Origin of the sequence: Microcystis sp. BLCC-F210 (assembly GCF_042134685.1) — a bacterium.
Classification (GTDB): domain Bacteria; phylum Cyanobacteriota; class Cyanobacteriia; order Cyanobacteriales; family Microcystaceae; genus Microcystis; species Microcystis aeruginosa_D.
Genome location: NZ_CP169647.1, coordinates 2557500 through 2570894, shown reverse-complemented (window position 1 = coordinate 2570894; position 13395 = coordinate 2557500). Strand labels below are relative to the sequence as shown.

At 38.7% G+C, this 13395-nt stretch carries 10 protein-coding genes and 5 pseudogenes; 5 read left to right on the top strand and 10 right to left on the bottom strand.

Features of this window, described 5'->3' with window-relative positions:
* Nucleotides 1-29: 29 nt before the first annotated feature.
* From ACE3JL_RS12385 to ACE3JL_RS12355, 7 genes and pseudogenes are all read right to left on the bottom strand, one after another.
* Nucleotides 30-217: pseudogene (locus ACE3JL_RS12385) on the bottom strand (ISKra4 family transposase); the annotation flags it as partial.
* A gap of 195 nt (nt 218-412) precedes the next feature.
* Nucleotides 413-700: a hypothetical protein gene (locus ACE3JL_RS12380; RefSeq protein WP_375327601.1), complete on the bottom strand. Its 288-nt coding sequence runs from the start codon at nt 698-700 to the stop codon at nt 413-415.
* A gap of 317 nt (nt 701-1017) precedes the next feature.
* Nucleotides 1018-2266, bottom strand: a pseudogene (locus ACE3JL_RS12375) (ISNCY family transposase).
* A 297-nt stretch (nt 2267-2563) separates the two neighbouring features.
* Nucleotides 2564-3513: pseudogene (locus tag ACE3JL_RS12370) on the bottom strand (IS630-like element ISMae26 family transposase).
* A 19-nt stretch (nt 3514-3532) separates the two neighbouring features.
* Entirely contained in the window at nt 3533-3817 is a 285-nt protein-coding gene (locus tag ACE3JL_RS12365; RefSeq protein ID WP_271989742.1) for a hypothetical protein, read from the bottom strand.
* Nucleotides 3818-4023: 206 nt separating this feature from the next.
* Nucleotides 4024-5448 carry a carotenoid oxygenase family protein gene (locus ACE3JL_RS12360; protein WP_271989743.1) on the bottom strand — a complete coding sequence of 475 codons (1425 nt, stop codon included), beginning with the start codon at nt 5446-5448 and terminating at the stop codon, nt 4024-4026.
* A 116-nt stretch (nt 5449-5564) separates the two neighbouring features.
* Entirely contained in the window at nt 5565-6299 is a 735-nt protein-coding gene (locus ACE3JL_RS12355; protein ID WP_375327600.1) for a Uma2 family endonuclease, read from the bottom strand.
* Nucleotides 6300-6721: 422 nt separating this feature from the next.
* Between ACE3JL_RS12355 and ACE3JL_RS12350 the strand changes: the two are divergent.
* Both ACE3JL_RS12350 and ACE3JL_RS12345 read left to right on the top strand, forming a co-directional pair.
* Nucleotides 6722-7000, top strand: a pseudogene (locus ACE3JL_RS12350) (DUF29 domain-containing protein); the annotation flags it as partial.
* Between the two features lie 60 nt (nt 7001-7060).
* Nucleotides 7061-7180 (top strand): annotated as a pseudogene (locus ACE3JL_RS12345) (IS630 family transposase); the annotation flags it as partial.
* A gap of 334 nt (nt 7181-7514) precedes the next feature.
* Here ACE3JL_RS12345 and ndhD1 read toward each other — a convergent pair.
* From ndhD1 to sppA, 3 genes are all read right to left on the bottom strand, one after another.
* Nucleotides 7515-9098 (bottom strand): photosynthetic/respiratory NAD(P)H-quinone oxidoreductase subunit D1, encoded by a 1584-nt coding sequence (ndhD1, locus tag ACE3JL_RS12340; RefSeq protein ID WP_159294743.1) that lies wholly within the window; start codon nt 9096-9098, stop codon nt 7515-7517.
* Between the two features lie 494 nt (nt 9099-9592).
* Entirely contained in the window at nt 9593-9994 is a 402-nt protein-coding gene (gene aroH / locus ACE3JL_RS12335) for a chorismate mutase (RefSeq protein ID WP_150975899.1), read from the bottom strand.
* 68 nt (nt 9995-10062) lie between these two features.
* The gene (gene sppA / locus ACE3JL_RS12330; protein WP_271989747.1) at nt 10063-10884 is read right to left on the bottom strand and encodes a signal peptide peptidase SppA; all 822 of its coding nucleotides are present in this window, start codon (nt 10882-10884) and stop codon (nt 10063-10065) included.
* A 167-nt stretch (nt 10885-11051) separates the two neighbouring features.
* Here sppA and ACE3JL_RS12325 point away from each other — a divergent pair, with 167 nt between their 5' ends.
* From ACE3JL_RS12325 to ACE3JL_RS12315, 3 genes are read left to right on the top strand one after another with little or no spacing between them, the layout of a single operon-like run.
* A complete protein-coding gene (locus ACE3JL_RS12325) occupies nt 11052-11324 on the top strand; it encodes a DUF4160 domain-containing protein (RefSeq protein ID WP_271953038.1) in 273 nt (90 codons plus the stop codon).
* Nucleotides 11325-11326: 2 nt separating this feature from the next.
* On the top strand, nt 11327-12289 hold the full coding sequence (locus ACE3JL_RS12320; protein WP_375327599.1) for a DUF2442 domain-containing protein: 963 nt from the start codon (nt 11327-11329) through the stop codon (nt 12287-12289).
* Nucleotides 12289-13107, top strand: coding sequence for a hypothetical protein (locus ACE3JL_RS12315; RefSeq protein ID WP_375327598.1), 819 nt, complete (start codon nt 12289-12291; stop codon nt 13105-13107). Before ACE3JL_RS12320 ends, ACE3JL_RS12315 begins: the two co-directional genes overlap by 1 nt.
* Nucleotides 13108-13395: the final 288 nt, after the last annotated feature.

Genomic DNA, 13395 nt, shown 5'->3' with positions numbered 1-13395 from the left:
TCCACACAGAAACCAGAAGAACCCCCTGCTTGGGTTCCTGTTGCTGATTCAAAAAAAAATTGCCTATGGCAGGACCCAATGTAGTCAGCCAATGGTCTCGCAGGGCGGTTTCAATGCCCTCAAAGCTACGTAGTTGTTCTTCTGGGGTATTATCGACTAGAATTTGAGCAATGGCTTTTAAATGTTGATCTAGTTGTTCTTTTTGGTCTGTATTCATGATTCTACCGTTTAATTGTTTCTCTTTATTTTGCCTTAGCTAACGTTTTTAGTCTCTAAGCATTTATACTTATTGCAAAATTGGGATGCTCCCCCACACAAGCGTTTGAACTCTGTTGGCTGTAAAGTTTTTACTTGTTCGTAATTCATCTTTCAATCTTAACTCTTGGACTATTTTATCCTATTTTGTCTAGACTTATGCAAGAGATCTATTAATCGCTTGCCCATCAACGGTAATAGTCGCCGCGTCATTTTCCCCTTGTATCGCCGCGATTTGCTCCTCTGTCAGCACTTCCCCCCGCACCAGCGCCGAAAATAACTGCCCCTCATCCCCCGGCGTATCGCTGCTGTTGATTTGCGCGTCGATAAAATGCCCAATTTCTTCTAATAACACCGCGCTGAGGGTGGTAGCGTCCCCCGAATCAATCAGGGTTTGAGAGATATAAATCTTATTATAGCAATTCTCTGACTTATGAGGCAGCAATTCTCATTTTGAAAAAAATCAGATAAAATTCTCTTATTTAAATAGAGAACTTGTGTAGAAGCATTATTTTTTGACAGATAATTATCATCCAAAGCTGGAGATAGACAGGTTTTAAGAACTTTGTCCACAAAAAATCGATTTCAACTCATAAATCTGGATGAAATTCTAACAAAATTTTTAGTTTTTTTTTATAAACAACTTTCTTTTTTTCCTTCAAGAGTTCTGACATTTTTAACTAGAATTTACTTTTTTAAATGGGACATATTCGGTTAGAATAATTGAGAAAAATTCCGACCAATTCTTAAACCAAATAAATTTTAATAGGGTACGAATATCATTAAAGAAAGAAGTCCTAGTTACTAATAGCTCACGAATCTTTTGATAGGTGTAATTAACTAAATCCAACACGGTATGAAATAAAAAAGCTAGTAAATTTAAAGACAATAAGAACTCGCACAAATGATTCTGACCGTGACCAAAGTTATGCTCTAAATTATAACCGTGATTTTTAAGAACGTTATTGCCTTCATTTTCAACTTTCCATCTGCTACGTCCAGCTTTGACAATTTCTTCGACATTATTTTCCGTGATTTTATGATTAGTTATCCAATTATTTTGGTAGATAGTTTTCTGGGTTTTTTCATTGATAACAGTCACTTCACACCAATTAACTTCGAGACTTGAGTCCCCCTCTCTTAAGGGAACTCTAGAAGCATAACGATAACGATAAATTAGATTTTTTCGTCCATCCCATTGTTTCTTTTCAACGGTCCTAACTTCGCCACTTTTTTCTAAAAATTCTAGCCATTCATATAAAGTTTTATGCGACGTTTCCAAACAAACAAAAATAAAATTATAACCTTGTTTTATCGCTAATTCACAAACAGGTTCGTGAGAATATAAGTCGTCTCCTAAAAGAGTTACAGGATAACCATACTTATTTTTATGATTCCTATTTAACCATCTTTTAACGGCCGCATTTTCACAGTCTTGTTTTTGATGTCCATCTTGTTTTTTAATGAATTCTGGCTCTAAATTAATTACTTGTTTTTGCTTAGGAGAAACTACTATCGGTGTGACACAGCCATGAAAATAAGTTGTAGTTCCATTTCGATGATTACGACAGTTACAATGAGGGCAATTAATTTTCTTGGATGAGAAATATTCTGTGCCATCTAACGCCACTAATATTTCTCCATCTAAGTAGAGAAACTTTTTCAAAACTCCCTTTTCTTTTAACCATTCATAGACTTTTTGAAAAGTCCTAGAGATATTAGATGCTGGCACTGGATCTAGCAAATTTCTTATTTGATTATCCCCAGGAATTTTTTTAATTGAAAATAAACTTTCAGCATTATCTTTTCCCTTATTGCTTTTCATTAAACGTTGATGGTCTAAAAAAGACGGCGACTGAGTAAAAAAGACTGAAAATGCAGCCATCACGGCATCTTTTATCTCATATTTTCTATTATTTCCAGGTTTCCTCTCATCGGGTAAATCATCTAATTCTTGATGGAAAAATTGCATTAATTCCGAAATTTCTAGGGTTGCCGCTTTTTGAGCCATCTTGGAATAATTTGACGTGCTGGTGGATTTCTATCTCACCCATTTTACCTTAGCTGACAATAATTATAAATTTTTATTTCCCTTGAATTCCCTATTCTAAAAACAGAACTATCTTCCTGATTTAACCCCGTTCGTTCTCAGCCAACCTCTTTGATTGCTTGAGTATTTATACTTAATTTGTCTAGCCAATTGTTTTTTTTATTGTTCGCCTCTTCTAGAAAATAGTTGCTTCGTACTATATTTTCCCTGCCAAAATCGGGGTTAATGCTCTATTTATTTCAAAATGAGAATTGCTGCTTATGAGGTACAGTAGCAACAGTGAGTAAACCAATTGCGAATATCTTTTTGAGTAACTTCTAACATAGCCAATTCAATCCCTTCTATTAAGTCTTTGTAAGTTCTCGCCTTTAGTTTTCTTAACATCGCTTTGACTTTTGACCAAAAGTTTTCAATAGGAGAGAATTCGGGAGAATAAGGAGGTAAATAGATGAGTCTAGCTTTTTCTTGTTCGATTATTTCTCTGACCATTTCTCCGAGATGAATCTTGGCGTTATCCATGATCAGACAGTCTCCTTCTTTAATTTTTGGCAGCACTTCCTTCAGAATAAATCCTTCAAATGTTACCGCATCCACTGCACCGTATATGTTGACTGATGCGACAACTTTTTCTAAGCTTATAGCACTAATTATTGAAATATTTCTCCCTCTTTTTTGTGGTTTTCTTCCCCTAGCTCTTTGGCCAATTAAGGCTCTAGCATAGAGTCTCAAAAGGGCTAAATTTACCCCCTATTCATTGATAAAAATTAGTTTTGATGCCTCAATTTCCCGAACTTATGACCAGTATTCCACTCTTTTTTGCTGTACCCTGTCACTTTCTTTTTCCGCCGCGTGTAGTGTTTTTTTTTGAAACTATAATTGAGTTTTTGCGTCAGCCGTCCCAAGGTGGCTCTACTGACTTTCACCTGTGTCTTTTCATACAGTAAGTCCGATAATTCTTCGAGAGTTGCATCATTGTTAGCTTCGATGATTTCTATTAAAATTATCAATTGTTCACTATTTAACTTGGTTGGCGGACTTCCCCCTTGCGGACGAGGACGGATATCTCCTGTTTCTTTATGTTGCTTCAATAACTTCTGAATAAAGCTTTTGGCCACGTCAAATCTCTGAGCTAGTCCTCGAATGGAAATTTTTTCTTTCTTCCAGACATCGATAATTTTTTGGCGAAAATCTACGGAATAGGGTCTCATAGGAAGCTGGTAAGTTCTATTATTTGTCTATTTGCTTTCCATTGTACCTCATAGCTCCAAGAATTGCTATAATACTGCTGGCATAAGCGCCGAAAATCCCTGAATTGCCAAGGTTTTGAACTGTAATAGGGGGAATTTGACTAAAATCTCGACTTTGCCACTGCTGTCGTAATTGCGTCGCCTTAACCACATCATAACTTGTGCCAAAAGCAGTTTCTAAATTCGCCCAAAAACCATCAGATTGAGCGAAATCGAACAAAATATCGTAAACAGCAGGAAGGCTCGGCAACAGGGTAGAAGTCATGACATTAACTGCAAAAGTTTATTGCTAACAGTTTTAGCCCAACAATCCCCAATTTTTCAAGGGTGCTATCACAAAAATTAACATTTATTACAAGAAAACGGGTTTCTCAAAGGAACAAGAAACCGGGTTTCTCAAAGAAACCTTGTTTCTAAATAGGTTCTCAAAGACACCAGGTTTCTAAATAGTTTCTCGAAGAAACCCGTTTTCTAAATAGCACCTTTTTCTGATTTTTCCTGCCAAGTTCCGTGAAACCCCGGAGGGATAACACTGGGTAATTGCAGACAGCAAAGGGGTTCTTTTTCTAACTGCTGACTGTCATAGATTCTCACTTGGCTGCTGTGATTATTGCCGTCGTAAACCACGACGATTAACCATCCTGTTTCTGGAGATAAACCATCGCAGACAAAAATCGGTTCACTTCCATAACAGTTATTTTCCAGATAAGCAATAGTTAACTTACCTGTGGAGTGATTATAACAAGCGGGAAGTCCGATAATTTCCCCACTAATATCGCTATCAGGACGATGGACAGCTAAAAAAGTATTCTGCCATTTTTGTCCCACCAGTTGCGGGGAAACCACGGGAAAATCACAGCTTAAATCCGAGAGAATTTCCTGATTAATCACTTTTGCTGATAGGGGATTAATAGTGATACTTGCCAATTTTCCGATGGCTAAGGTTTCGGTTTTACCCGTGGGAACTTCTTTTAAAAATTGATTAGTTTTAAAGTCATCATAACGGACAAAAACAATTTTAAGATTGCCTTGCTCATTCACACAACCATTAGCGAAGTGCCATTGAAACCATGAATCTGTAACACTTTCACTGACTAACTGTAGAGAATCTCGATCAAAAATTAGTATTCTTGTTCCTAATTCTGGCTGCCACTGCATGGCATCACTAAAAGTTTTAAATCCCAACAGTATCGATAATTTATCCGCTTTTATCGGTGGAACAAAAAAGACGAGATACTGTCCTGCTAAAACAAAGTCATGCAGCAGAGATAATCTATCTAACTCAAAAGTATTTTTCTGGATAATTTCACCAGTGGAGTCAGACTTATAGAGATTTAAACTAACTTTAGCACCGATTGTCACCCCAAAATTTAAAATCTCTCCTCTGGACAAATCTAGCTTAGGATGAGCGGAAAAAGTTTCCTTTGCTTGTAAGCTAGATAAATTATCTAAACCTAGGGTTTCTAAAGATTGTAAATCTAATTTATGGGGAAAACCCCCTTCCCAGAGAGCTAATAATTTATCGGGTAGAGCTAACACCGAGGTGTTAGCGGCATTTTTTACCTCTTTTCCCCAATTATTCCAAAAGAAGCCGGGGGCATTCATGCCATAATTAGGAAATAAATATTGATTAGCGGCGCTTTCTTGCTGATAACCGGCAGTCTGAACATAACGATAAGTGGCACTGGCTCCATTATCATGAAAATGTACAGCTAAAACTGCCCCATCTCCGTCAAACCAATGACCAACTTTTTGCTTACCTCTTTCTAATCTTCCCGGACCATTGCGATAGAGACTACCCCGCAATCCATCGGGAATTTTCCCCGATAATAAGGTTAATTGGGTTTCAGAAAATTCCACTGCTGGTTTTTCTAGAGATTTGGCCCAAGCTTTCATAGATTTGCTTTTTTAGTGATTACATAGTTGAGTATAGCCCTAGACTGGGTTCAATGACGATAATTTCGGCAGTTTACCAGTTAATTAGTATTCGTCACAACCGATCAATTATGTCATTATAAAGTATCGGGATCAATTCCCAGAGAACGGATATATTCGGCTAAACGTTCAGCTTTAAGACGCTCTTGTTCCAATTGTAAACTTGCTTGTTCAGCTTTAAGACGCTCTTGTTCCAATTGTAAACTTGCTTGTTCAGCTTTAAGACGCTCTTGTTCTAACCTTTGAGATAACTCAAGAGAAGTTAAAAATTTCTGACCATCTAAACTATAAATTTCTAACCCATCTTCTCTCAAATCAAATCGGATATTTAACCGAGAACTAACCCATCCCTTAATCTCAGGTATAGAACTTAATAGTCCTTCCTGTCTCAACCATCCTTGAAAATTATGAGAATCGGGATCATAGAGATAGTATTCTTCCACTCCATAACGTTGATAAAACAGTAGTTTTCGCTCCATTTCTTCTAAGCTATTAGAAGGGGAGAGAATTTCAAAAACCACTTGAGGAGCGATATTATCTTCTTGCCATTGTTTATAGGAACCCCTTCTTCCTTTCGGACGGCCAAATACTACCATAACATCGGGAGCAACCGGTCCAGTAATTTTCTTATCTTGGACAGGATACCAGAGCAGATCCCCCGCAATAAAAACCTGAGGAGAATTAGCAAAAAGAATCTCAAGATTTTCTTTGATTTTCACGATCCATTCGTATTGTTCGGTATTATCGGCCATGGGTTTACCGTCACTATCGGGGTATTCAATATCTGGATCAATAGCTGGTGTAAAGGTCATAATTTCGGCTCTTCTAGGTTCTGTCTGATAAGTTTAACTTACAATATGATCGATCTTTGTGTCCTTTGTGTCTTCGTAGTTCGCTCCACCCCCTCGCTAGGAGTAATGTATCTTAGAATATATTTTACCCACCAAACCTGGGAGAGCCTAATTTCTGCTGCTGCTTACTTGTCTGAAAATTAAATTCTAGCAGTGAGGTTATCTTTCCCCTCTAGTCCCAAAATAACATCGTCAATAAGGTTGCTCAAAATGTTTGTGTACTTTTGTTAAAAAGAAAAAGTTTTCTTGACAAAAAAAAACTTGTGCTAGAAGAAAAATCTCTAACTTGGCAAAAATTCCCCAGACTAGAAGCCGATCAAGGATAGCGATCGAGCGTTATAATCGAGCCATTACCCCGCGCTTCCGGTCGGGATGAGAAATCTATGATGACCGCTCTCTACGAAGAAGATTTTGTTCTTTGGACAGAAAAAACCGCCGAACTGTTAAAGCGAAAAGAGTTTGACCTGGTGGACTGGGAAAACCTGATCGAAGAGGTGGAGTGCATGGGAAAAAGCGAGAGACAGGCAATAACGAGTTTATTAACCGTTTTAATCGAACACTTGCTCAAACTATCCTATGGGGAATCGGAAAAAGAACGGAATGCCCGTCATTGGATAGTGGAGATCGCCGCTTTCCGATCGCAATTAGAACAAAAAATAGATCAGCTAAAACGCACTTAAACCACCTAAAATAGGAATAGTAACTTGAGAAAAATTCTACTTATGCCAGCCAAATATTTCCTAGATTTAGAAGAAAAGAAAAACTGACAAAAAGCTCTTAAAGAAGAAGAAAGAGCAGAAGTTAGGGAAAGAATTTTAATGTTTCTCTTGCCGAACTACGGATTTGGGTACGATTGCTCCAGTGGGGACTAATTCTCATAATTCTCTAGGCTGTACTAGGTAGCGATCGCATTAAATTAATCACATAATCAATTAAAAGTATAATAATACTAAATCCGTTGAGTAACGCACAGAAAACGGGTTTCTCCGAGAAACCCGTTTTCTACTCATGCAATAGGCAAAAGGGAGAATAAATAATCATTCTTTAATAACCGGATTTAATATTGGTAAAAATTATCAATTGAATGTTAAGAAGTGCGGAAAGTGGGATTTAATACTGCTCACTTAAAACTCAAATCTGATAACTGGTAACTGATAACTGATAACTGATAACTCCTTAGATTTCGGGAGCTTTTAGGGAATAAAGGGAGAAGCTAGGGGTTTTTGCCTTTGCCTGTTGCACTAAACTGGGAACAGAATTACGCGCTAGAGCGGTTAATTTATTGGTAGTAGCATCGTAAATTGTCGTGGCTACTTTGGGATAGAGTCCAATACCGATAATTGGCACTAATAGAGAAGCGATGATAAAGACTTCCCGGGGTTCCGCATCTACTAGAGCGTGGTGTTCTTCTAATTCCTTATTTTCCGGCCCGTAGAGAATTTCCCGCAACATGGACAAGAGATAAATCGGGGTAAGAATGACACCGATAGCCGCTAAGAAGACGATAATGACGCGGAAAGTGGGACTATAGGCATCACTGGTGGCAAAACCGATAAATACCATTAATTCCGCCACAAAACCGCTCATCCCGGGCAAAGCTAGGGAAGCGAGGGAACAGGTAGTCCACATGGCAAAAACTTTCTTCATTTTCTTGCCGACACCGCCCATCTCGTCTAACATCAGGGTATGGGTGCGATCGTAGGTACAACCGACCATAAAGAATAAACTCGCCCCAATCAGTCCGTGGGAAATCATCTGTAACATCGCCCCACTTGTGCCAATATCGGTAAAGGAAGCCATACCAATCAGGACAAATCCCATGTGAGAGATGGAAGAATAGGCAATTTTGCGCTTAAGATTGCGTTGGGCAAAAGAGGTTAAGGCGGCGTAGATAATATTAACTACCCCTAAAATCACCAAAACGGGAGCGAAAACGGCGTGAGCATCGGGTAACATCCCCATATTCATGCGTAGGAGCGCATAACCACCCATTTTAAGCAAAATTCCCGCTAGTAACATATGGGCAGGGGCAGTGGCTTCGCCGTGGGCATCCGGCAGCCAAGTATGAAGGGGGAAAATCGGCAGTTTTACCCCGTAGGCAATCAGAAAACCAGCGTAGAGGAATAATTGCAGTTTCAGGGGGAAGTCTTTACCAGCGATAGTCACCATGTCAAAGGAGACGGTATCGCCATAAAAAGCCATCGTCAGCGCCGCTACAAGGATGAAGAGGGAGCCTCCGGCGGTGTAAAGGATAAATTTGGTGGCTGCGTAGAGACGGCGTTTACCGCCCCAAATAGAGAGGATCAGATAGACGGGGACTAATTCTAATTCCCAGACGAGGAAGAACAGTAACAGATCCTGTACGGCAAACACCGCAATCTGTCCCCCGTACATCAACAGCATCAGGAAGTAGAATAGTTTCGGTTTAAAAGTCACCGGCCAAGCCGCTAAGATGGCCAGAGTGGTAATAAATCCCGTTAAGATGATCAGAGGCATGGAGAGGCCATCGGCTCCTAGGGACCATCTTAGGTCAATTTCGGGCAACCATTGGTAACTTTCCACTAATTGCAGATTGGGATTAGCGAAATCGTAACTGGTATAGAAAGCGTAGATAATTAGGGCAAAATCGATTAATCCCACCGTTAGAGCAAACCATCTCACGGTTTTACCGTCTTTATCGGGAATTATGGGAACCAATAAAGCAGCGACGATGGGAAAAAGGATGATGGCAGTTAACCAAGGAAAGTTCGTTAGATTCATCGGCTGTTTTAATATTTATTTAATCGTCAGAATCGAGAAATTAAGCTAGGGCATTTTGAAGGTTTGACCTGGCAAAACCGCCTTTTTTTCGCTTGTTCTCGCGGTTACATTTGACTGTACCTAAATCAATCTAGCAATTATTTTCCCGTCCTTGTCTGTTAATATTGTTAAGTTTCAAGAGACTTCCAGCTTAATTAGGGTCTGCTGAAAAAGTACGGGCGAAGCATTCGGGTAATAACCTATCGGTGAAACCGTAGATTTTCTATCCGAATGCTTCGCCCCTACAGGACGCGGACTGATGAAGACGCAAGGTTTTGAACGACGATTCTCTCAAAATCTTGCACCTGTGAGGGCAAAACAGAACCCTAAAACCCTTACCTAGTCTATATTTCACATTTATTCAGCAAGCCCTTATTAGGGTTTGGGAGTTCAACAATAGGAAAAATAGCCCTGAAGTTGCAAAAAATCTCTAAATAGGTAGGTAATCCAAGATTTTAGCGATTAATGGTTACTGGAGAAATCTGCCAATCAGGGCGAAGATTTTTCGCCCCTTGCAGATAGACGTGCTGAATTTCGCCTTGCAGTTTGGGAGTATTAACGTGGAGAATTACCCGAATACATTTTTCTAGACTACCAACGACGTGCATCTGTTGCACATCGAGGAGCGGGACATTTTGCCAGTGGGAACGTTCACGAGCGATAGCAGCGGGGAAAATCGCGTCTAAATCCTGAGTTGCAGTAAAAATAACACTAACAATATCATCGGGATCGAGACTATTGTGGATTTCGATCGCTTCGAGGAGTTCTGTCACTGCTTCTCGTATAGCTTCAATAGTATTAACCGTTACTGTAGTCGCTCCCCGAATGGCTCGAACCTTCCACTGCACGATGGTCATCCTCCGCTAATCCTGATGAGTCAATTTTAGGGGTTAACGCGCCCTTTTTCTCGATTTTAATCTAACCATCAGGGTCGGTATAACCACAACAGTTGTCCGTTAACTTCCAATTCAAATTCTAGACGCTGTAGGGTTTTTTCTAATCCTGGGGGTATTTGGGAACGATTGCCCGTCAGACGACTGAGCAGGGGTTTCGGTTCTTCGATAGTCTGACATTTAGTTTTATCTGGGGGTAATCCTGCCAATTCTAGTGCCCAAAGTCGAGCATCTTCTTCGGTTCCCAAGCGATCGACCACTCCTAATTCTAACGCCTGTTGACCGGTAAAAATGCGCCCATCGGCAAAACTTTTCACCTGATTGACATCTAAATTTCTCGCTCCGGCGACGGTTTGCAGAAATTGCTGGTAACTGGTATCAATCATATCCTGGAGAATTCTTTCTTCTTCATCAGTTAATTCTCGATCGAAGGAGAGAATATCTTTATAGGGGCCCGATTTAATCACTTTAAACGAAACTCCTACTTTATCCAACAATCTTTCTAGATTGTTCCCCCTCAGGATAACACCAATCGAGCCGGTAATCGTGCCGGGGTTAGCCATAATATAATTAGCCCCCATACCAATATAAACCCCGCCAGAGGCGGAAATATTGCCAAAACTAGCGATTATCTTCGTGGTTTTTTGTAAGCGCTTCAATGCTTCATAAATTTCTTGGGAATCCCCCACGGTTCCCCCGGGGGAGTCAATGCGGAGAAGTAGGGCGGGATATTGCCTTTCTTTGACGATTTCTAGGGATTTTAAGACTCTTTTGCGGGTATCGGAGGCAATTGCACCTGTAATCTCTATTCGAGCGATTTGTTTGCGGGTTTTCGGTTTAAAAGGCCAGACCATCAGGTTTAAGTATCTCTAAAATAAAGGACTCTTTCTAATCTAACGCTTTGATCGTTCTAGGTTAAGCAGACATTATATTTCAGAATTTAAGGACAAAATGTCTGGTTAAGTTTATAATAGCATTAAGTGACCAAAGTTGAGGTAGGCGAGGTGAACATTTGGGTAAGGTGGAATCCTTTAATTTAGATGGCTTAGATCTGTTTTTCAATTCTCACGATCATTTGCCACCTCATTTTCATGTTCGTAAACCGGGCCAATGGGAAATTAGAGTTTTTTTCTTACTTTGTAATCAAGAAAATGGTCTAAAGTTTGAGGTAAAATGGCCCGCCAATGCCAAAATATCTAGTAAGGAAAAAAAGCAAATACTCGACCACGTTTTAGCCAATCGTTCTGCGCTCCTAATTGAATGGGAGGCAAAAGTCTGTACGCAGGGGAATTAATCATGTTAAACAAGCCAGAAATTACTGTTATAATTGAGGATAAAGAAAGTTATAATTTATTACCAGAGTCTCAATCTGTGCAGATTATTTCTTTACCAGATTTAAAGAATATTGATTTTTTAAAAAACATCTTTATTTGTACTTCTTTGACTGGTTTAAAAGCAGTGTCAGATATTGTCAGAACCGCTAATGATAAACATCATCTGCGAGGTCTTTTTATCCGAGAAAACATTGATGCTATCTGGTTGCCGCAACTATTTAAACGGGCCAATTTACGCACCCTGCGAAATACCCTCGTTTATCGAGATTTTACTTTACCGACAAGGGTGATTAATGCTTGGATTTGGGGAGCGCAAGAGCATTTAATCGCCACAGCTTTAGTCATTGAGGAAAGTTTATTAATCAGTCGCTGTGATTTCGATGAGCTAGAAATTCCCTTTGCATCTATGCCAGCTTTACAGCGTATTCCTCTAGAAGAAAGAGAGAATTTTATTATAGCAGAAGATGGTAGTTATATTCATTGGCCAGTGGTGGACATTCATCTTGATATAGCGGCTTTTTTGAGTGTGATTGAACCAGCAGCAAAACAAAAATTTGCAGCGATTAAATTAAAACATGATCAGATTTTTGGTCAAGCGATTGCCTCTTTACGCAAACAGCATCAACTGCGACAATCAGATATTATAGGAGTATCCGAGCGTCAAGTGAGACGCATTGAACAGGGAGAAGGAACAAAGGTAGAAACCCTTAATTTATTTGCTCAAGCTCACAAAATGGAACTTAATGATTATCTTGATGCTGTTGCTCAGTTAATCGATAATACTTCCGTAGATTTGGATAGTTTTACTCATCCAAATATCCCAGAAATAGATGATTTATTTAAACTTATGGGTACTGAAAATCCTGTTGAAGTAATAGAGAAAAAAGTTAACTCCGAATATATCAGTAGAGAGGAGTGTAACTAATGAAAGTTTTAATTGACCAATATTTAATCACAGAAATATTGCTTAATCGTACAGTTAATAAATCATGTGAGTCGGGTAGGAAGCTTTGGGAGGTTATTAAAAGTCCCCATCAATCTCAAGAAATAATTTTTTATATAACTAGGCCGTGCGTTGAAAAGGTTTATACCCTGACCAGTATGAATTCATCAAAAGATGCTGATAAATTGATTAATCTTCTGGAGTCTAGATTTCATATCTGTGAAGGTTCAGCTACTATTTTTCAGAATGCGCGTCAATACGATTCAGATATTGAATCAGCCATCGAAGTAGAATGTGGTTTGGCCATACCAGTTGATGCAATTATTACTCAATCTCCCCAAAAATATGTCTTTACTAAACAAAATTTATCTCTTTGGTCGGTAGAAAACTTTATTACTCGTTATGAATTCAACCTTTTACTAAAACAAGAACATAATAATTACAAACCCAAATACGAACAGCTAACTTTATCTCTAAGTTTAGAATTTCTAGTAGATAAACCTTCCTTATCAACTTATATGGTACGAAATTCAATTACTACAGTAATCGAAGCATTAAAAATAATTCAAACAAGTGGCTACAAAGGTATAACCAAAAAAGAACTTAAGCAAAAATTAGAACGAAGCGACACAACAATTAATAATATTATTTGGGATTTGGAAAATTTTGACATGATATTCATCAATCATCAGAAAAAAATCTTAGCGGCAAGAGAGCTTATAGGTAAAGGAGAAGATGATATTTCTCAATATTTATCATTCGCCCTCAAAAAACATATTCTTATAAAAAAAAATCTATAAAGAATTAGAAATTCATAAGTCAATAACCCCTTGGCGAGTACAAGAAATTATTGCTAGTATCTGTACTTCTACTTCTGGTAAACGACCCACAAATAAAACCCTTAGAGATTATCGTTCTAGGGTGATTTCTTGGCTTACTTTTACTCGATTGCTAGAAAGAAGATATAATACATTAACTATACCACGGGATAAAAGCTCTCATAAGATTAACTCCTCTATAGAATATAAACAATTACATTTGCCTCTAAATGGTGTGTAAAATTATTTAACTTTGCTTCTGTAATATTT